This window comes from Ruegeria sp. YTSC106 (genome assembly GCF_059609765.1).
On the sequence record NZ_JBXWMI010000001.1, the window covers coordinates 381,662 to 402,389 of the forward strand.

The window sequence follows — 20,728 nt, forward strand, 5'->3', positions numbered from 1 at the left end:
GAGAGTAAGGGCGTGTCCTGCTCGGGCACACGAGCTTTCTTTCCAAAAACGTTAAATCGGATCGTACGTCATGACAAAATCATCCATCCCTTCCCGCATAGTCCGCTATGGCGAGCTTCAACCCTGTAAAACCGCTTTTATCGATGCCCACACTCCCGGCAGCGATCAGAAAGAGAATTTTACGATAATCGGCGGCGGCGTCTCGGAATCTCCGGACCAGCATGTCCACATCACCGACAAGATCGGCTTCAACATCGGAGCCGCGGGGCAGCCGCCGAAGTGCCGAAACTCACTGCACAGCCACACCACGGCCGAGGTCTTTTTTGTTGCCAAGGGTCGTTGGCGGTTTTTTTGGGGCCGCTATGGCACGGCCGGGGAATTCATCGCCGAGGAAGGGGACATCTTCAACATTCCAACGGGGATTTTCAGGGGCTTTGAGAATGTCGGCCAGGATTACGGAATGATCATGTCAATCCTGGGCGGAGACGATGCGGGCGGCGGCGTCACATGGGCGCCTCAGGTAATCGAAGATGCGCAGGCACATGGTCTGATGCTGGGCGACAATGGCGTTCTGTACGACTCCAAACAGGGCCAGGACTTGCCCCATAATGTCCGCCCGATGCCTTTGCTGACCGAAGAACAACTGAAAAGCTATCCAGAGGTTCCCGTCGAGGATGTGGTCAACAAATACGTCGCGCGGTATTGGGATCTGATGGCGTTGTCGGCCAAAAAGCCCGCAAAGGTGATTGGCGAAAACGCAATGATCAAGGACAAACCCGGATTTGCGGTCGACTTCCTGGGACGAGGATCCTCGGTGACCCAACCGATTGCCGCAGAGAAACCGGTGGTTCTGATGCCGGCCAGCGGTCACTGGCGTGTTGCGATTGACGGGTACGAAACCACGATCTCGGTGGGCGACACGGCCTTGGTTCTTCCCGGCGAAACCTATGGCGTTCGACCATCGATGACCGGACAGGCGGGCCTGTACCGCATCACCGCAACCGATGACCCGGCAGGAGCGACCTGGACAGAATGAACGCGGACCCGAATGACACCCACGCCGTTTATGAGCGACAGGCAACAGAGTATGACAGGCGCCGTTCAAAGGCCCTGTTCGAAGCGCGCTGGTTGGCGCGCTTCACTGCCAGCCTGAAGCCGGGTGACCGCGTATTGGATCTGGGCTGTGGCTCGGGCGACCCTATTGCACGGTGGTTCATGGCAGAAGGATTTGATGTCACAGGCATCGATTTTTCCGACGCCATGCTTGCCATTGCGCGGGGCCGTTGGCCCGCTGGGGACTGGCGCAACGCGGATATGCGGAGCTTTGAATTGGATCAACAGTTCGAAGGTATCATCGCCTGGAACAGCTTCTTTCACCTTACGGCGGATGAGCAAAAAGACTGTATCGCCCGGATGGCGCGCCATTTGCGGCCCAAAGGAATGCTCATGCTGACTGTCGGACCTCGTGCCGGAGAGGTCAGCGGCACGGTGGGATCAGAACTTGTGTACCACGCCTCGCTGTCCCCGGCGGGTTACGCCGAGTGTCTCGAGAAAAACGGGCTGCAAATGACCGGATACCTGGCCGAAGACCCTGAAGCCCAAAGCCACACGATCCTGATGGCACGAAAGATCTAAGGAGGTCCCAATGACCGTAAAAACCACACATGTTGGCTCTCTGCCCCGAACGCAGGACGTCGTGGATTTTATTTTTGCCCGCGAAAACGATGAACCCTATGACACAGGCGCCTTTGATACCTGCATGGCCAACGCCGTGGCCGAAACGGTGCGCAAACAGGTCGAAGCCGGTGTCGATATTGTCAGCGACGGCGAAACTTCGAAAATCTCCTATGCGACCTATGTCAAGGATCGTTACACCGGGTTTTCGGGCGACAGCCCTCGTAACGCGCCGGCAGACTTGAAAATGTTCCCCGGCTTTCTGCAAAGACTGGCCGATGACGGCGGTACGCCACAATACGCAAGGCCGATGTGCACGGGTGAGGTGCGATCAAAGGGGCAAGGCGAGTTACAAAAAGACATCGCCAACCTCAAGGCGGCCATGGCTCGGCACGGGGCCGAGCGTGGTTTCATGAATGCCGCGTCTCCCGGAGTGATCTCGCTGTTTTTGCAGAATGATTTCTACCCGACGCGCGAGGCCTACCTGGCTGCGTTGGCCGACGCAATGAAAGAAGAATATGAAACCATCGTTACTGCCGATTTGGACCTGCAACTGGATTGCCCCGACCTCGCCTTGTCGCGCCACATGCTGTTCACCGACCTGTCGGACGATGAGTTCATCAAGATAGCCAACATGCATGTCGAGGCCCTGAACCACGCGCTTCAGAACGTCCCGCAGGATCGCGTACGGGTACATATATGCTGGGGCAACTACGAAGGCCCGCATTGCTGTGACATCGCCATGGACAAGGTTTTCAACACTCTGATGGCGACCAAGTCGCGCTATGTCCTGTTCGAAACGTCGAATCCGCGGCATGCCCATGAATGGACTGTCTTCCGGGACCGCAAGGCCGAGATTCCCGATGACAAGGTGCTGGTGCCCGGCGTGGTCGACACTACAACCAATTTCGTCGAACATCCCGAACTTGTGGCCCAACGGATCGACCGGTTCACAGAAATCGTGGGTGCGGACCGGGTGATCGCGGGCAGCGATTGCGGCTTTGGCACTTTTGCGGGATTCGGCGCCGTTGATCCCCAGATCGCCTATGCCAAGCTGGCGGCGTTGTCCGAAGGGGCAAAGCTGGCCTCAGCATGAAACCTCTGATCTTCTTGCCGGGCATGATGTGTGATGCCCGGCTTTTTGGCCCCCAGATCAATGCTCTGTCGGGCAGAATGCCCGTGATGACCTTTCCGTTGTCTCACCACGACAGCGTTGAGGCCATGGCGCACGATATCCTCAGAAATGCGCCATCAGTTTTCACGCTGGCCGGGTTGTCCATGGGGGGTATCGTGGCGATGGAAATAGCGCGCCAAGCCCCTGAACGTGTTTCGCATCTGGCTTTGCTTGACACCAATCCACTGGCGGAAAAGCCAGAGGTAAAAGCGCGTCGCTCTCCCCAGATGTCCGCCGTTCGCAACGGTCAGCTGAGGACCGTGATGCGTGACGAGATGAAGCCCGGTTACCTAGCTGACGGACCGAACCGGGAGGCGATCCTGGATCTGTGCATGGCAATGGCCGCCGACTTGGGCCCTGACGTTTTCATACGTCAGTCCAAGGCACTTATGAACCGCCCGGACCAAAGCAAGACACTGACGGCTTATACCGGAAGGGCTATGGTTTTGTGCGGGCGCGAAGACCGGCTTTGCAATGTTGAACGCCACCGACTTATGCATGACCTGCTGCCACAAAGCTCGCTCGAGATCATCGACGACGCGGGTCACCTCCCGACTTTGGAACAACCTGAAAAAACAACAGCGGCGCTGTCCCGCTGGCTGGAGGACACATGACCCCGACCCTTTTGTCTTTGCTCCGCAAAGTCGACACACCAACTGTCTGCAATGCCATCGAGGTGGCGCAGGGCAAGCGCGGGTTCGACAGGTTCACGCGTGGCACCATGCTAAGCTCTGCCCCCGAAGGGCCTGCCATCGTCGGCTATGCCCGCACTGCCAAGATCGCTGCGGTCAATCCCCCGACCGAGCCGCCCGAAGTCATCAAAGCCCGACGTATGGCATATTACAAGTACATGGCCGAGGCACCCGGCCCTTCAATCGCCGTAGTCGAGGATCTGGATTATCCCGATTGTATCGGCGCTTACTGGGGTGAGATCAATACGACAGTTCACAGGGGATTCGGCATGTCGGGGGCTCTGACCAATGGTGTCATGCGGGATCTCGGGGATTTGCCCCAAGGGTTCCCGGTTGTCGCTGGTTCCATCGGACCGAGCCATGGTTTCGTCCACGTCCGCGAGGTTGACACTCAAGTTTCGATTTTTGGTCTGACAGTTGAGTCCGGTGATCTGGTTCACGCCGATCGTCATGGCGCTTTGGTCATACCGAATGATGTCGTCGATCAATTGGAAGGTGCTATCCAAAAGCTTTTGGCGACAGAACGTATTGTTTTGGACGCAGCCCGCGAGCCCGCGTTTGATTTCGAAGCATTCGAAACCGCCTGGGCCGCCTTTGAAAAAGCAAGGGTCTGATCGCAGGGGGCAGAGACAATGAAAGCCGATTGGGTGAAAAACACTTACAGGTCCCTTACTCGTCAACCCAGAGCCGGAGCAAGACGGCCTCTGCCAACGCAATGCCCGTGACGAATGTTTAGCCACATCTGCCTATCCGGTGGCGGCGTCGCGCCGCTGCCGGTGGCGTCCGAACGTGATCCGGATTATGTCGCACCATTGCACAGGCAGCAGCCCATTTCATCGGGATGTGCGGGGGTTCAGGTCCGTTCAGCCCCGCCTGAAATCCGCGTTTCCGGACAGATTTCGGAAAGAACGTTCAAGCCTTATGAGAAGCAAAGCCCTGCGCATCACTTCGCTGTTCTCCGATCACGTTCAGCATGGCATCTACATCAGCACGTACGGTTCGTGTTGCCGCTTCGCGCACCGGACCAAAGCCGCGGATATCCAGCGGGGCTGACAGGATTTTCAGGCAGGTTTCCGCCTCCAGTTCGGGGTTGGCCTCTTCTATGCGGTCCAAGACACCCAGAAACCAGGCCAAGGTTTCGTTTTCAAGCTTGCGGTCCCTTGAAAACCGGAACGGATCAAGCCAGCCGCCGCGAATCCTGCGTACACGCGAAAGGAGCCTCAAGACGGGGGTCATCCAACCACCATAGCTTCGCTTGCGCGGCCGTCCGCGTGCATCCATCTGACCACCTAAAACCGGAGGGGCGAGGTGGTATTTGATCCGAAAATCCCCCTCGAACTCGGACTGTAGTTGTTTCTCGAATTGTCGCGATGTCAGCAACCGGGCGACCTCGTATTCGTCCTTGATTGCCATGAGACGGAACAAGGATTTTGCCGCAAGCGAAAGCGCTTTCTCCCGTATCTGATCAGGCAGTGCTGCGGACAGCCGGGCCAAGCGATCCCGGTACTGTTGCGCATAAGCGTCATCGTGGTAGGTCGCCAATTCGTCGGACCGGTAATCGATTATCAGCTGCGCGGATTCTTGCGAAGACCTCTTCTCCTTTGCATTCAGCACCTGTGAGTTTGCTGCGATCACCCGCCCGAGATCAAAGGCCATCGCGTTGGCCTCGATCGCGGTTCCATTGAGCTTGATCGCCTGTTTGATCGCAACCTCACTGATCGGAATGTTCCCCAGCTGCCACGCGACACCAAACAGCAAGGTATTGGCGAAAACCGAGTCCCCCAGCAAATCCACCGCCAATTGGTTTGCATCCAAACCGAAGACATTTTCTTCACCGACGGTCCGGCGTATCAACGCTTCTCGTTCATCAACCTTGAGCTGGGCATCGCGCTGCAAAACAAGGTCACCTGTTGGCATTTCCGCACGGTTCAGTACGACTTTTGTGCCTTTGCGATAGTGAACCGAGGCTTTGGGCGCCGAAGACACGACCACGTCACACCCAATGACGGCGTCGGCGCTTTTGGCCTCAATTCGGACCTGATTGATTTCGTCGGGCGTGCGGGCAATGCGAACATAGCCGACAACCGTACCGAATTTCTGGGCGAACCCGGTGAAATCCAGCACGCTGGCGCCTTTGCCTTCCAAATGCGCCGCCATCGTCAGAACGGCGCCCACTGTTACGACACCGGTACCACCGACCCCACCGACCAGAAGGTCGTACGGCGCGTCCAGGTCAGGAAGCTGCGGGTCGGGAACCTTGGCAAGAAGCGACGGGATATCCAGTTTCTGCTTTGGTTCTTTTCGCCGCATCGCCCTTTCCACCGTAATGAAACTGGGGCAAAACCCGTTCAGGCAGGAAAAGTCCTTGTTGCACGAGTTTAGGTTGACCTTTCGCTTGCGGCCCAATGGGGTTTCCAATGGTTCAATACTCAGGCAGTTGCTTTCGACAGAGCAATCGCCGCAGCCTTCGCACACCGCGGGGTTGATGAAAGCAAATCGTTTGGGGTCTTCTGTTTTTCCACGCTTGCGGCGACGACGCTTCTCGGTGGCGCAGGTCTGCTCGTAAATCAAAACCGTTACACCTTCGATGTCACGCAACTCACGCTGCACGGCATCCATCTCTTCCCGGGGGTGAAAGCTCGTTCGTGCCGGAAAATCTCTGGAATCGAATTTTGTAATATCGTCTGAAACTAACGCGATCCGGTCCACGCCTTCTGCGCGACAGGTCTGGGCGATCCCGGAAACGCTGATAGGGCCATCAACAGGCTGCCCCCCCGTCATTGCCACTGCATCATTGTAAAGGATCTTGTAAGTGATGTTTGTACCTGCCGCCACGGCTTGGCGAATGGCAAGCGACCCGGAATGATACCAAGTGCCCTCGCCAAGGTTTTGAAAGATATGTTTGTTGCCATTGAATTTCGAGGCAACAACATGCGGCACACCTTCGCCACCCATCTGCGCATAACCGACCGTGTTGCGGTTCATCCAACTTGCCATCACGTGACAGCCGATGCCTGACGCAGCCGTGCTTCCATCCGGGACTTTGGTGGACGTGTTGTGGGGGCAACCCGAGCAAAAATATGGTGACCTGACCGCACCCGGAACATTCAGAACAGATGGCGGTTCGTCCGTCAGCACCTTCGCCTTTTCCAAGAATCCTTCTTCCGGAAAAAAACGGTCGAGTCGCTCTGCAACGACCGGAATCAGGTTCAACGGGCTCAACTCTCCGGTCCAGGGAATCAACGGATCGCCTGCCGCGCGGTGTTTTCCAACCATCTTTTCGGGTTTGTCCCCCGGCCAGTCATAGAAGTATTCCTTGAACTGGCTTTCGATGATCCCGCGTTTTTCCTCGACGACCAGCACCTCTTTTTTGCCACGGACAAAAGACAGCGCATCGCGCCGTGCCAAAGGCCAAACCATCCCGACCTTGTAAATGTCGATGCCCAAACGGCGGCATCCGCTTTCGCCGAGACCCAGAAGGCGCAGCACTTCCATCAAGTCCAGATGGCTCTTGCCCGTTGTGACAATCCCGAATGGAGCATCCTTGATATCATAGATTCGCCGGTCGATCGGGTTGGCTTCGACAAAAGCCTCGACCGCCCGCAACTTGTGTTCGATCCGCGTCTCGATAGCCGGGCTTGGCAAATCGGCGCTGCGGACGTGCAGACCGCCTGGCGGCAGATCTATTTCCGGCAAGGTAAATGCACGGTCCGGTTTCAACTCCACGGATTGCCCGCTTTCCACGGTTTCCGAAATCGCCTTGAACCCGACCCAGGTTCCTGAATATCGGCTCAGCGCGATCCCGTATTCACCGAACTCCAGATATTCAGCCGCGTTGGCCGGGTTCAGCGTTGGCATGAACCAGGTCATGAAGGCGACGTCGGACTGATGCGGCATTGAAGAAGACACGCAGCCATGATCGTCACCCGCGACAACCAGAACACCGCCCTTCGGCGACGAACCATAGGCATTGCCATGGCGCAGCGCATCTCCTGAACGGTCGACTCCGGGGCCCTTCCCATACCACATCGAAAACACGCCCTCGACCTCACAATCGGGATCCAGCGAAGCCTGCTGGGCACCAAGAACCGCTGTGGCGCCGAGGTCTTCGTTTACGGCCGGCATGAATGTGATCCTGGCTGCCTCGGTTTCCTCTTTCGCTTGCCACAGCTCCAGATCCAGCCCACCGAGGGGGGACCCCCTATATCCGGAAATGAACCCAGCCGTCTTGTTTCCTGCGGCTGCGTCCCTGCGGGCCTGGTCCAACATGATGCGCACCAGAGCTTGCGTTCCTGTCAGGAATACACGGCCCTCTGAGGCTTTGTATCGGTCCGACAGGGCGTAAGTTTCGAATTTCAGGGACTGGTCAGTCATGGGTACCTCAAGTTACTGGGTATTTTACCGGAAATTTCTGAGAAATCTGTTCTACCTTCCCGCAAATTATGAAGTTTTTTGAAAAATTCTCTCTCCTTTTGTTGCAATATGGGGTATTTTTCTCGAATGCTTTTCGACTCACGTGACTACCAACTTCTCGCGCTGCTTCAGAATGATTGCCGCATCTCAAACGCTGACCTTGCTGAACGGGTGGGCATGTCATCTTCTGCCTGCTGGCGTCGAGTCCGCGTGTTTGAAGAGGCCGGCCTGATTTCGCAGTACCGTGCCGAATTGTCACCTGAACACGCCGGGCTTTCATTTCAGGCCCTGGTGCATGTACATCTGACCCGGCACAATCCAGAACATCTAGAGCAGTTCATTGCAGCGATCGAGACGCGCCCGGAAGTAATGGAATGCTACGCAACGACCGGGCAGGCAGACTACCACATGCGGGTGATCTGCAAGGATATCGGGGCGTATAACGTTTTTCTCGAAGAATTCCTGTTTCGCCTGCCGGCAGTGGAAAGCGCGCAAACGAATGTCGTTCTCCGCGAAATCAAACGCAGCAATGCCCTGCCCATTCCTTCTTGTTGATATCGATTGTCGAGGGACTTATTTGCCTTCTGTTTTTGGTTTAGTTGCACAGCTTTGAACACACCAGCGGAAGGCTCATTCCTTTCGCTTTAGAAACAATGCCGTGCTAGCAGGCAGCCGCAAACAGATTGGCCGTTTTTGAGTGCTCCAAACGGCAGGTTCACGCGAACACGTTACCAAGCGACGGTCACACCCTCCATACCCCGCGGCGTTGCTGAAAGCTGAGATTTTCACAGGTCAGGATTCCGCAAGCCCCCAAAAAAACCGACGCGCGATCAGGCATCAAGGCAGGTAAAACGTGGTCGCCTTTTGGACTGCGACATTTTGAATTCTGCCATCTATTCCGTGCATCAAACGGTACGATCGTGCATCTGAAGACCTGCCCTCAACTGTAGGAGAAGCTGGTTCACTTGAATTGATGTGATCTCTTGTGCGGCGCTCCGGGCGGAAGGTGCCAGAGACGCCGAACAATCTCAAAATCAAATTTCGAGCCTGAAGCCACTTTGATGCTTCGATTTTCGTTTTTTTTCTTTTCTTTTCCCTTGCTTGCATTGAGTCCGGCTCCTGTTCCCTGCCGTCATCAAGAGTGTAGCACCGTTTCTTTGCTTTTGCAGATTTGAGAGCGAACTCTCCTTGGCTTTCGGCTACTCCGCAATTTCGTCGATCAACCGCGTCTCCAGAAGCTGGCCATTCTGGTACAGAACCGGGTACGCAATAGATGCAATGTGGCTGTTGAACTCTCGGAACGCACGTAACGTCTCAAGATGAATATCACTGGTTTCGAAGCTTTCCCGTGACCCGTGCTGCAATCGGCGCAGGTGTCGTTTTCGGCTTTCACGTTCCACCCGTTTGATTTCGGTCTTCTCGAGGCTGAGCAGGCGCGCGCTTTCCAGATCGTCTGAAATGAGTACGTTTGAAGCCAGCTTCACATTAGCCAGAATGCCCTCGTGCATCTGAACAAGTTCCGACCAGCCTTCCTGCGAGAAACTCGAGCCCTTGGCCCGCATTTCACCCGCCAACACTGTCAAGCGCTTGGCAACGACGTCCCCGGCCGTCTCAAGCCGGATAGCGAACTCCATAAGGTCGCGTGCAGTTTTTGCGTCCCTTTTTTCGTAAACATCTGGCGGGATCGCCGAAACGAATGCCCTGATCCCGGACAGGCAATTGTTCACGTCTTCGTCGATGGCTTGCACCGCTCGAATCTGTTGTTTGTCGCCGCTGCGATACAATTCCAGGCAAGGCCGGAACATGGTTTCGACAAGGTCGCTCATCCGCAACAACTCACGCTTGAGGCTCGGCAGGGCCTGGCTGGGATTTGCCACATTGCCTATGTCCAATGCGCTGGCCGGTCGTGCCGGTTGCGGTACATTTGCCTTTTTCTGATCAGGCAAGAACCTTTCGAACGGGCCTTTCAATTTGCCACAAAACGGTAAGGCGAGGACCAGCAGCGACAAATTGAACACAACGTGCACATTGACCAGCATCTGCCCGCCTTGCGGATCGCCCAATACCCCGGTCCGCAGAGCCATGTTGGCCGCAAACAAACTCATCAAAGCCCAACTGCCACGCAATGCCAGGTTGGCGTAGGGAATGCGCCGGGCCGGGGCTGGCATGGCGCGGGTGAGCCAAATCGGAATGAAGGCAGAGCCGAAGTTTGCGCCAAATACCAAGGACATTCCGGCTGCAAACGGGATCGCTCCGATCTGTACAAGGGTCACACACATGAGGATGGCCGCCACCGAGGAATGCATGATGAAAGCCAAAGCACCCCCTACAAGGAACGCGGTGATGTAATCGCGCGCCAAATAATCGGCCACCGCAGGCAGAAACGCACTATCCCGAATGGGATCCATCGCCTCGCGAAGGAACCGAAGCGAGATCAGGATAAAGGCCACACCCATCAGGATGCGCCCCAGCTGTCGCGTTTTTTTGGCTTCGGTCTTTACGAACAGATACCCCCCAACCGCCAACAGCATTGGAACAAGCCAGTCCAGCCGGAACGAAAGTATCTGGATGATCAGCGCCGAACCCAGATCGCCGCCAAGTACAATCGCAAGGCCGGCAGGAAAACTGAGCATTCCACTGGCCGCAAATCCCGAGGTCAACAGAGCAACAGCCGCCGAGCTTTGCAGCACAACCGCCATCGTCAAGCCAACCACCGAGGCCTGCAGGTAACTGCGCTGTTGGGTCATTACACGCTGGAACGACGCGCCATAGCTGCGCTCGATTCCGGTTCGCACCATGCGAACCGCGTAAAGAAGCAGCATCGTCGCCCCGGCAAGGCTGATAAGGAAGCTGACAATTGCCATACTCTACCCCGTTATTATTGTTGGCTCAGTGTATCGCAGCGCATGGTATTTTTCATGTGTCTGACCGCGATTGGGAAGTGTTACATCCCATTGTGGCCCACAAGGCGTAAACTCCTGTGTGTTTCACTGCAACCATTTCAAAGCGTTTTGACGGAATACCCGTCGCTTATGAGGTTGGCCAAGAGGTCCCGGAAGGGCGCGATCACTGATCCTATTGTGACACGAGGTTGGTCGCGGACGTCAACTCTCGGCCTTGATTGCGGCAATTACAATGTCGATTGCGCGGTCCAGGTCCAAACGCGAGATGGTCAGCGGCGGTGACAATGTCAGAACGCACCCCTGGCTGATCTTATAGCTTAGACCGGCCTCGAGGCAGGCATAGTAAATCCGTTCGGCGCACGCGTTCCCCGGCGTTTTGTCGGCGCGATCATCGACGATTTCAATCCCGAACATCAGGCCCCTTCCCCGGATGTCTCCGACAATCGGAACGTTCTGAAGTTCATCCATCAAGCGACCAATGGCATGTTCACCCAGTTCCGCTGAACGGTGAACCAAGCCTTCGTCTTCGATGATCTGGATCGTCGTCAAAGCGGCCCGGGCAGTGACCGGGTTCTTTTCGTGCGTGTAATGTCCGATGGCAAAATCTCCGCAAACATCCAGCTGCTTACGGGCAACGCAGGCCGCGACGGGCAGGATGCCGCCGCCAAGCGCTTTCCCAAGTGTCACGATATCCGGGATGATCTCGTCATGCTCAAAGGCGAACATCTTGCCAGTCTTGCCAAGACCCGTTGGGATTTCATCCATGATCAAAAGCGCCCCGTGACGGTTGCACGCCTCGCGAACCGTCTTCCAGAACCCCGGCGGAGGGACATAGGGCACAGCGCGCATCGGTTCCGCTATGACAGCCGCCACATCTCCTTCACGCTCGAGGACATATTCGACCATTTTCGCGCAGGCCAGTCCGCAGGTTTCGGGGCCCGTGTGATTGTACGGGCATCGATAGCAGGCAAAGGGGGCGACATGTTCGGTACCGGACAGGAGGGGGCCTGCGATATGACTGCGAAACGTCGCCTCTCCGCCCACACTTGCGGCGCCGAAACCAGCGCCATGGAAGGCATCCCAGAAGCTGATCGTTTTGAACCGACCCGTAGCGGCGCGTGCAATCTTGAGGGCGACCTCGTTGGCGTCAGAGCCGCCGGTGGTAAAGAGCATTTTCCCCAGATCGCCAGGCACGATCTCTGCCAGTTTCTCGGCCAACTCTACGGCCGGATCATTGGTGAAGCGGCGTGGCGCAAAAGGAAGATCGTCAAGCTGTGCCTTAATGGCGGCAACCAAACGGGGATGGCCATAACCGATGTGGTGCACCGAGTTGCCATGGAAATCCATGTACCGGCGGCCCTCCATATCCTCGATCCAGATCCCCTCGGCCTTTGCAATGGTGCTGACGCAAGGTGAGGATAGAGATTGATGCAGGAACACGTTCGCATCGCGTTTGAGCAATGGCGTTGACTTCGGCCCCATGGACTTTTGCAACCACACCTTGCGCGCCTCAGACGTGTTTGATTCCCCTTCAGTATGGACAATTTGTGGCATGTCCGCTCCTCTTTGCCGTCATCAAATGATGCGGACCCCGCAAGGCCCGCCAGTACCAGGGAGGAACTGTGTTACCCTTTCCACAGATGGGGAAAAGGCGGTACGCTTAGTTAGGCCACGGCAACGAATAGGTTTTGACGTTGGTGAAAAACTTCATTGCTTCGATGACGCCTTCCTTCACCCCGTTTCCACTGTCCTTGATGCCGCCAAAGGGCGACATTTCAATGCGATAGCCCGGCTGTTCCCAGATGTTGCAGGTGCCGACATTCAACCCGTTGATGAAAGCAATCGCCCGGTTCAGATCGTTTGTGCAGACGCCCGAAGACAGGCCAAACTCGGTGCCGTTTGAAATTGCCATCACCTCTTCGTCGTTGTCCGGCACGCGAACGATCGGCACGATGGGACCAAAGGTTTCCTCCATCACCAGTTCGCTGTCATGGGGCACCTTGTCGACCACGATAGGCGGCAGCAGCGCACCCTGACGGCCGGGGTGGTACAGAATTTCAGCCCCCTCTTTTTCCGCCTGAAGAACACGGTTTTCAAAAATCTCGGCGGCCTTGCCATGGATCACGCATCCCAGTTCGGTTTCCGGGTCTTGCGGATCGCCGAACTTGATCTTCTTCGCCTTCTCAAGAACCAGCGGCACAAACTTGTCGGCCACACTTTCCTGCACGAGTATGCGCTTGACCGCCGTGCAACGCTGACCGGAGTTTCCTGTAGCCCCCGCCACGGCAATTGTTGCCGCCTTGTCCAAATCGGCCTCAGTGAGGTCATTCAGAACGATCAGAGGGTCGTTGCCGCCAAGTTCCAGCGCCTGACGCTTGTAGACGCCTTTTTCGGCGATCATCTTGCCCACGGGCACACCGCCGGTAAAGGTGATGATATCGATGTGTTCATTGGTGATCATCTCGTCGCCAATGTCGCCGGGCCAACCTGTCACGACCTGGAACATCTCGGGCGGCAAGCCGGCCTCATAAAGAATGTCAGCCAGTGTCAATGCGGTCAGCGGCGTCAGTTCAGTCGGTTTGCAAACCATGCAATTGTTGGTGGCAATCGACGGCGCGATCTTGTGGCTGACCATGTTCAGCGGGTGATTGAACGGCGTGATCGCACTGATTGCTTTCACCGGCTCTCGGGTGGTGAAAATCTTGCGGGCCTTGCCGTTATGGGTCAGGTCGCAGGAAAAGATCTCACCATCATCCTTCAGTGCCTCGGCCGCCGCGAATTGGTACACGTCCTGCGCGCGTTTGGTTTCGTAGATCGCATGCTGGTGACAGATCCCCAACTCCAGCGTCAGCCATTTCGCAAGATAGTCGCGCTTTTCGCCAATCAACTCGCCTGCCCGTTGCAGGATTTGGCTGCGCTCGTATCGGGTCAGCTTGGGTTTGTAATTCGCCGCAATCTCAAAAGCCCGGCGCGCATGTTCGGCTTTACCGGCTGGTACGTGGCCCACGACTTCGTTGGTGTACGGGTAGAGAACGGGAACAGTGTCGTCGGTAAAGACAATCTCGCCACCGATCCGCATTCCCTCGTTACGTACTTCGATTTTCGACATGGTCTGATCTTTCATAGCTTACTGTGCCGCCGCTGTTGTTGCGTAAAAGAAGGCATCGAAATTGCGCAGCACGGGTTGGTTCGGCAGGTCGATGACGCGGTTCACGATGAAGGGAACTTCCTGTTCGGTCAAACCGCCATGGCTGCGCAACGGTTCTTTGAGCGCTGCCAGATCATGGCGATGCTCGGACGTGCCGATACAGATGTTTTCGCCGGAAACCATCACGATGTCGCCAATGCGGTCGCCTGGCAATTCGAATTGCTCGATCGCTTCGGCCTTGGTCAGCACATGCGTAATGCCGTTGGTCGCCTTGAGCTTGCCGATGATGTCGTCCCGGTCTGCTCCGTCAGGCAAATAGGCGGTTGCGAAGGAACCCAACGCGCCATGATGCACGACGTATGGATCGGTAATCGGAAGGATGACCCGTGCCGTGTCCTTGCCCAGCCATTCGTCCATCAGGTCCTGCACGTAAACTACAGAGGGCGATCCATCCGCCAAATGCTTGGGCTTCATGCCGTGATCTGCGGTCACCACGATGGCCGCACCCAATTCATCCAGTTCGCCAAGATACCGGTCGAACATGGCATAGAAATCGAGTGCACCTTTTTGATCGGGTGCAAACTTGTGCTGGATATAGTCGGTGGTCGACAAATACATCACGTCGGGCTTGAACTCTTTCAGCAGCTTGACGCCAGCGGCAAAGACAAATTCGGAAAGCTCTGCCGAGTAAACCTCGGGGACGTCCATGCCCAGCCATTTGCTGGCGTTGTCGATGCCGTGTTCCGCCAGCGTCGTTTCACCCGACCGTTCGGAAGAAAACGCGACCGCCCTGCCTTCGTCAAACTTCAGCCCGGCACCTAACAGCGCGCGCAGCTTGTCCTTGGCGGTTACCATCGCCACGCGGAAACCCGCGTCGTAGAACTGGGAAAAGATGGTCGGCGCACGCAGGAAGCGGACGTCATTCATCATCACCTCTTCACCACTGTCTGGGTCGATGAGGTAGTTGCCACAGATTCCGTGCACGATTGGAGGACGCCCGGTGGCAATCGAAAGATTGTTGGGGTTGGTGAACGACGGGATAACGGAATGTGCCAGCCGGTCCGTGCCCTCTTCCCGCATTCGCTTGAGGTTGGGCATCAGCCCTTTCGCAATCGCGACATCGAAGTATTCAGGTTCACATCCATCAAGGCAGATGGCAATGGCGGGCACCTTCGGCGTCGGATAGACGCGCTCATTTGCTTCGACAGGAGTTTGGATAGTCATCTGAGTTTTCCTTGATGTTTAAGCGGCCAACTTGGCGCGTTCTTCCAGTGCCCGGAGAGGAGGAGCGGCACTTGTAACGCCCATTTCGTCCAGGGATTCTTTTGCTGCGTTCACAACCTTACGCATGACGTCTTCGTCCATCTGACCGATACATCCGACGCGGAAACTGTCGACGACGGTCAGCTTACCCGGGTAGATAATGAACCCTTTGTCTTTCATCAGGTTATAGAACTGATCGAATACGAACTTCTCGTCGGCGGGGCAGAAGAACGTAACGATGATCGGGCTCAGCCAACGGTTGTCCAGCAGTGTTTCGAAACCCAGTTCGCGCATCCCCGAAACCATAACGTCCCGGTTGCGGGTGTAACGTGCGCCGCGGCCGGCAACGCCGCCTTCAGCAGCGTGCGCCCGAAGCGCTTCGATGAAGGCTGCAACCACGTGCGTCGGCGGGGTAAAGCGCCATTGACCGGTCTTGTTCATGTGCGCCCACTGGGCGTGCACATCCAGAGACAGGGAATGACTGTTGCCCTTTGCGGCTTCCAGTTCGCTCTTGCGCGCCACAATGAACCCAAAGCCCGGAACGCCCTCGATGCACTTGTTTGCAGAAGATACCATGGCGTCATATCGAATATCTGTGGGCCTGAGCTCGATCGCACCAAAGGCAGACATCGAGTCTATCAACAGCTTGCGACCGGCTGCATATGTGGCCTCGGATATTTCCTCGACAGGGTTCAAGATACCCGAGCTGGTTTCGCAGTGAATGGCAACAACATGCGTGATGGCCGGGTCATCCGCGAGAATACGCGCAACCTCGTCGCCCCGTGGCGGCAGGTAATCGCCCTTGTCCAGCACGATATGGTCCCGGCCCAGGTACTGCAATGTCTGGGCTGAACGCTGCCCGTAGGCGCCATTGGCCAATACCAGCGCCTTTCCTTCCGGCGGGATGAAGGATGCCAGCATCGCCTCGACTGAAAACGATCCGCTGCCCTGCATTGGGACGCAATCAAACGCGTCAGCGCCCTCACCAAGCAGGTCCAGCAGGCTTGATCGTACTTCCCGGGTCATGGCGCGAAAGTCGTCGTCCCAGCTGCCCCAATCGCGTAACATGGCCTCTTTCACGGCATAGGACGTCGTCAATGGCCCGGGTGTCAAAAGGTATGGTTCGCCGAGGCGCGGTTGCTCGATTTTTGGATGGGATGGCGTCATTACCAGGCTCCAGAACAGCGTTTTCACAAACACCATTGCAGCAACGGTTGCTATATGTGAAATTGCAAATATCAATCTAATTATAAGTGCAGCCTATGCATTAATCATTGGGGACCGGTGATGCGGCACAGCCAGCTCAAAGCCTTTCATTACGTGGCCAAACATGGCGGGTTTTCCCGCGCGGCCGAGGCACTTTTTCTGACGCAGCCGGCGATTTCCGAACAGGTTCGAAAGCTGGAACAGGATCACGACCTGTTGTTGTTTCAGCGCGAACGAAAACGCGTGAACCTCACTCCCGAAGGCGAACAGCTTTACCAGTTCACAAAGCAGTATTTTGAGATCGAAGATCAGATCGAGGACTACCTCTCGGAAACCAAGGCCGCGATCGACGGGGAATTGCGGATCATTGCCGACTCAGCGCATCACATGACGTCTTTCCTGGGTTCGTTTCAAAAAAAGTATCCCAAAATCACCATCACCGTGCGGTCCGGAAACACCGAAGAAATTCTGGAAGAACTTCGGTCGTACAACGCAGAGATCGGCGTTGTTGGCAGCTTGTCTCCTGGCAAGGATATGGATGTGTTGAATCTGGGGTCCACTGAAATCGTGGCCTTCGCCGCGCAAGGTGTGCTTTTGGCATCCAAACCTTCGCTTTCTTTGGAAGAGTTGGCCGATCAGCCGCTGGTTTTCAGAGAGCATGGGTCAAAAACACGTCAGAAACTGGAAGAAGAAGCCGAAAGACGCGGTATCACGTTGAATCCTGCAATCGTTGCGGAAGGGCGCGAGGCCGTTCGCGAGCTTGTAGCCTCGGGTGCAGGCATCGGATTTGTCTCTGAAGCAGAGTATGGGCACGATGATCGGTTGCGGCAAATCAAGCTGAAAGGCGTGAAGTTGCAAATGGGTGAAAGCATGATTTCGCTTTCGCAACGGCGCAACGTAAAGATCATCCGATCCTTTATGGACTTCGCCCAGCGCGCGCTGGAAGAAAAAAGCCCCGCCGCCGATACCTGATCAGCGGCGGGGCAGAGTTCTTTGACTACCTGCTTCGCCAAGCCTGAGTGCGCTTCAGAATGCCTTTTGAAGCAATCAGGTGAACGATCCGGGCAGCGGCGTTGGTGTAAAAGATCATCATACCCATTGCCGCCGCCGGTGCGATATCCCCGGCATCATCCATGTTCAGCACCGCGATGGACGCAAGCGTCGTTTTGGGAGAATAAAGAAACACCACTGCCGAAACGGTCGTCATCGCGTTGACGAACAGATAGATTGAGATATCCAAAACCGCTGGCAGGCAAACCGGAACCGTTACCCGTGCAAACAGCTTCATCGTTGGTTGTTTGAGCGAAGACGACACCGACTCAAATTCTCTGTCCATTTGCTTGAGCGCGGTGACGGCCGTCAGGTGCGACACGGTGTAGAAGTGGGTCACTGTACAAATCACCAAGATCGCCATCGTGCCGTAAATCCCATTCAACGGGTTGGATGGGTTGTTGAAGAAGAAGATGTACGACAGCCCCAATACCATGCCCGGGATCGCCATCGGCAGCATCGCAAACATCTGGAAAATCGACCGACCGGTTCTGAACCCGTTCGATTTTTCCACCAAATAAGCTCCGAAGAACACAACTGTCGTGCCGATAACCGCCGTCAGCAACGCCAGTTTGATCGAGTTGAAATACGATCCCCAGCCACCGCCGTCCATTCTGTTGAACTGATAGTTCTTGAGGCTCAGGCTCAGATCGTACGGCCAGAACTTGATCAGCGCCGCAAACTGACACACAGCCAGAAGACCGACGATGAACAGGCCGACCAAGCTGCAGTAGATCAGGAATATGCGATCAGCCTTTGGGTTTGGAGTCGGCTGATACGGCACAGAACGCGCCGAAAGCTGCGCCACCTGCTTGGACTGAACCATCCGGTCGATGGCAAATGCCAGGATGGCCGGGATGACAAGAACCACCGATACCACAGCGCCCATCTCAAAATTCTGCTGACCGATCACCTGTTTGTAAATATCCACTGCAAGCACGTTGAATTGACCGCCGATGACCTTGGGTAGACCGAAATCGGTGATCACCAGATTGAAAACAACAAAGGCCGCTGAGATCAGCCCATAGCGGGCCCCGGGTATCGTTACGGTCCAGAAGGTTCGCCATGGCGTCGACCGCAAGCTGGCAGCAGCTTCATACAGGCGCGCGTCAGATATCGCGAGCGCGGTCGATATGATCAGGAATGCGTGCGGAAAGGTAAAGAAAACCGATCCGATCACGATGCCGATGGGGCCGTAAATGCTGGCACCAAACAGCAACTCCTTGATCATCCCCTGGTTGCCGAAAAGGTAGACCAACGCGATGCCCGGCAAGAGCGACGGAACCAGGATCGGTGCCATCGCAATGAGGCGAAAAACGCCTTTGAACCGCATGCAGCTTCGGTTCAGCGCATAGGCGAACCAAAACGCCAGCGTCACCGTTACAATGGTGCTGACAACCGAAATCCAAAGAGAGTTCTTGATCGAATTGAACAGTGCCGGTGTCGAGAAGTAGTTGATGAAATTGTCCAGCCCTCGCGACTGGACCGGCCGCATTTGCACCCGGCGGAACGTGTTGGAATCAAGCTCGACCCAATCGGCGCCTTCATTCAAAGTCGACCCGACCAGAAAGCGCCCGGTATCCGTTGTGTTACGGATCTTGTACATGACCGGGCTGCGAAAGCTGAAATCAGGGAAGAGTCCGGTCACAGGCAAACGTCCGTCCGAGCCCGTCACCAGATTAGTGTCGGAAAAGACCCTCAATTGCCTGTTCAGTTCGTCAGCCGACAGGATCGTTCCATCGAATACGCCTGCATCGTCACTTACCTGAAACTCATACTGGGACAGTTCTATCCGATAGGTCGAGAACGACTTGGAGAGCATCGTGTAAAGTGGCAACGCCAACGTCACCACCAGATACAGCGCGATCACCATCATGCTTCCGCGCATCAGGATGTCGTCGCGGCTGAGCTTTGGCTTGATGTCCGGCCCGACAGGCAAGGTGCCTTGGTTGGTCGAAAGCGAGCTCATGCCTCAGCCTCCGGGACGTCAAAAGCCATAAGGCGGTTTTCGGGGAGCTCAATCACCATGCTGCGCCCTTCTTCCAGCTCAAGACGACGTACAGCGTTGATCGAGAAATCCGCGATTAGTTCCGATGATCCGAACCTCTCGTTGTTCAATCGGCAGCGCCAGAACGAACCCAGGAACTCCATCTCATCAAGCGTGACCTCTATGCAGTTCCGATTGCCACCTGTGTTCAGGTAACCAGCTTCATGAGGGATGATATCTTCGGGTCGAATAGCTGCGATGATCGGGGTCCCATCGTTGAATTTGTGGCTAAGGCAGGCAAAGGTCTTTTCCCCGACGCTCAATCGTCCGCCTTTGGTAACCTGCGACCGGATCTGGTTCATTTCACCAATAAAGTCGGCGACAAACAGATTGGCCGGCTCCCGGTAGATTTCGGTGGGAGGCCCCACCTGTTCGATCACACCATGATTCATGACCACGATCCGGTCTGCCATGGCCAGCGCTTCTTCCTGATCGTGGGTCACCATCACGGTGGTCACACCCAGCTTGCGCTGCAACTCCTTGATCTCATGCCGCAGATGAACGCGCACTTTGGCGTCCAGCGCCGATAACGGCTCATCCAGAAGCAAAAGACCCGGGTTGGTCGCGATGGCGCGGGCCAGTGCAATCCGTTGCTGCTGACCACCTGACAATTGCGCTGGATATTTCTTGCCCTGTTCCGGCAAACCAACCAGATTCAAGAGTTCGTTTACCCGAACAGCGATATCCGATTTGCTGCGGCCGGTGTTTTCAAGGCCAAAGGCGATGTTCTTTTCAATCGTCAGGTTCGGGAACAGAGCGTAAGACTGAAACACAATCCCGAAATCCCGTTCGGACGGGGGGAGATTGGATACGTCCTTGCCATCCTGCATGACCGTACCTTTTGTCTGCAAATCCAATCCGGCAATCGCCCGCAAAAGAGTGGTCTTACCGCAACCGGACGGGCCTAGAAAGCAGACAAATTCCCCTTCATTAATTTCAAGAGAGATGTCCTTGAGCGCCAGAAAGCTGCCGAACGCCTTCCACAAATTCTGGATGCTGAGATACAGTTCACCGGGTGGTGTTTTCTGAAGCACGGGAGAGGTCCTCACATCTGCACCTCGGGCACGGCCGATCCTGGCCGGTTTGAACCGGGTGAGTAAGTTGTTTGTTGGGGAACAAGAAACTGGTGTGCAGGAGAGGCACAAAAGCCTCTCCTGC

At 55.9% G+C, this 20,728-nt stretch carries 15 protein-coding genes; 7 read left to right on the forward strand and 8 right to left on the reverse strand.

The features are described from left to right. Positions 1-70 precede the first annotated feature (70 nt). From AC2FEB_RS01715 to AC2FEB_RS01735, 5 genes are read left to right on the forward strand one after another with little or no spacing between them, the layout of a single operon-like run. A complete protein-coding gene (locus AC2FEB_RS01715; protein ID WP_117873045.1) occupies positions 71-1,036 on the forward strand; it encodes a cupin domain-containing protein in 966 nt (321 codons plus the stop codon). After that, positions 1,033-1,635 (forward strand): class I SAM-dependent methyltransferase, encoded by a 603-nt coding sequence (locus tag AC2FEB_RS01720; RefSeq protein WP_117873044.1) that lies wholly within the window; start codon positions 1,033-1,035, stop codon positions 1,633-1,635. The genes AC2FEB_RS01715 and AC2FEB_RS01720 overlap by 4 nt, the downstream gene beginning before the upstream one ends. Before the next feature lie 10 nt (positions 1,636-1,645). After that, entirely contained in the window at positions 1,646-2,770 is a 1,125-nt protein-coding gene (locus AC2FEB_RS01725) for a cobalamin-independent methionine synthase II family protein (protein WP_496883818.1), read from the forward strand. Beyond that, a complete protein-coding gene (locus AC2FEB_RS01730; RefSeq protein WP_496670355.1) occupies positions 2,767-3,462 on the forward strand; it encodes an alpha/beta fold hydrolase in 696 nt (231 codons plus the stop codon). The genes AC2FEB_RS01725 and AC2FEB_RS01730 overlap by 4 nt, the downstream gene beginning before the upstream one ends. Then, on the forward strand, positions 3,459-4,154 hold the full coding sequence (locus AC2FEB_RS01735; protein ID WP_496670352.1) for an RraA family protein: 696 nt from the start codon (positions 3,459-3,461) through the stop codon (positions 4,152-4,154). The genes AC2FEB_RS01730 and AC2FEB_RS01735 overlap by 4 nt, the downstream gene beginning before the upstream one ends. A 298-nt stretch (positions 4,155-4,452) precedes the next feature. Here AC2FEB_RS01735 and AC2FEB_RS01740 read toward each other — a convergent pair whose 3' ends face one another. Then, positions 4,453-7,914: an indolepyruvate ferredoxin oxidoreductase family protein gene (locus tag AC2FEB_RS01740; protein ID WP_496670350.1), complete on the reverse strand. Its 3,462-nt coding sequence runs from the start codon at positions 7,912-7,914 to the stop codon at positions 4,453-4,455. Positions 7,915-8,040: 126 nt separating this feature from the next. Here AC2FEB_RS01740 and AC2FEB_RS01745 point away from each other — a divergent pair, with 126 nt between their 5' ends. Then, entirely contained in the window at positions 8,041-8,508 is a 468-nt protein-coding gene (locus AC2FEB_RS01745; RefSeq protein ID WP_496670966.1) for an Lrp/AsnC family transcriptional regulator, read from the forward strand. Between the two features lie 644 nt (positions 8,509-9,152). Here the strand turns inward: AC2FEB_RS01745 and AC2FEB_RS01750 are convergent. From AC2FEB_RS01750 to AC2FEB_RS01770, 5 genes are all read right to left on the reverse strand, one after another. Further along, positions 9,153-10,817: a Na/Pi cotransporter family protein gene (locus tag AC2FEB_RS01750; protein WP_117873038.1), complete on the reverse strand. Its 1,665-nt coding sequence runs from the start codon at positions 10,815-10,817 to the stop codon at positions 9,153-9,155. A gap of 240 nt (positions 10,818-11,057) precedes the next feature. Next, entirely contained in the window at positions 11,058-12,410 is a 1,353-nt protein-coding gene (gene pbfA, locus AC2FEB_RS01755) for a (R)-1-hydroxy-2-aminoethylphosphonate ammonia-lyase (protein WP_496670348.1), read from the reverse strand. Between the two features lie 106 nt (positions 12,411-12,516). Then, positions 12,517-13,965: a phosphonoacetaldehyde dehydrogenase gene (phnY, locus tag AC2FEB_RS01760; RefSeq protein WP_496670345.1), complete on the reverse strand. Its 1,449-nt coding sequence runs from the start codon at positions 13,963-13,965 to the stop codon at positions 12,517-12,519. Positions 13,966-13,983: 18 nt separating this feature from the next. After that, positions 13,984-15,228, reverse strand: coding sequence for a phosphonoacetate hydrolase (gene phnA / locus AC2FEB_RS01765; protein ID WP_496670342.1), 1,245 nt, complete (start codon positions 15,226-15,228; stop codon positions 13,984-13,986). An 18-nt stretch (positions 15,229-15,246) separates the two neighbouring features. Continuing rightward, on the reverse strand, positions 15,247-16,434 hold the full coding sequence (locus AC2FEB_RS01770; protein WP_299897721.1) for a 2-aminoethylphosphonate--pyruvate transaminase: 1,188 nt from the start codon (positions 16,432-16,434) through the stop codon (positions 15,247-15,249). Positions 16,435-16,554: 120 nt separating this feature from the next. Here AC2FEB_RS01770 and AC2FEB_RS01775 point away from each other — a divergent pair, with 120 nt between their 5' ends. Beyond that, positions 16,555-17,445: a LysR substrate-binding domain-containing protein gene (locus AC2FEB_RS01775; RefSeq protein ID WP_496670340.1), complete on the forward strand. Its 891-nt coding sequence runs from the start codon at positions 16,555-16,557 to the stop codon at positions 17,443-17,445. Positions 17,446-17,470: 25 nt separating this feature from the next. Here the strand turns inward: AC2FEB_RS01775 and AC2FEB_RS01780 are convergent, their stop codons facing one another. Both AC2FEB_RS01780 and AC2FEB_RS01785 read right to left on the reverse strand, forming a co-directional pair. Further along, positions 17,471-19,492 (reverse strand): putative 2-aminoethylphosphonate ABC transporter permease subunit, encoded by a 2,022-nt coding sequence (locus AC2FEB_RS01780; protein WP_496670337.1) that lies wholly within the window; start codon positions 19,490-19,492, stop codon positions 17,471-17,473. Continuing rightward, on the reverse strand, positions 19,489-20,604 hold the full coding sequence (locus tag AC2FEB_RS01785; RefSeq protein WP_496670334.1) for a putative 2-aminoethylphosphonate ABC transporter ATP-binding protein: 1,116 nt from the start codon (positions 20,602-20,604) through the stop codon (positions 19,489-19,491). Before AC2FEB_RS01785 ends, AC2FEB_RS01780 begins: the two co-directional genes overlap by 4 nt. Positions 20,605-20,728: the final 124 nt, after the last annotated feature.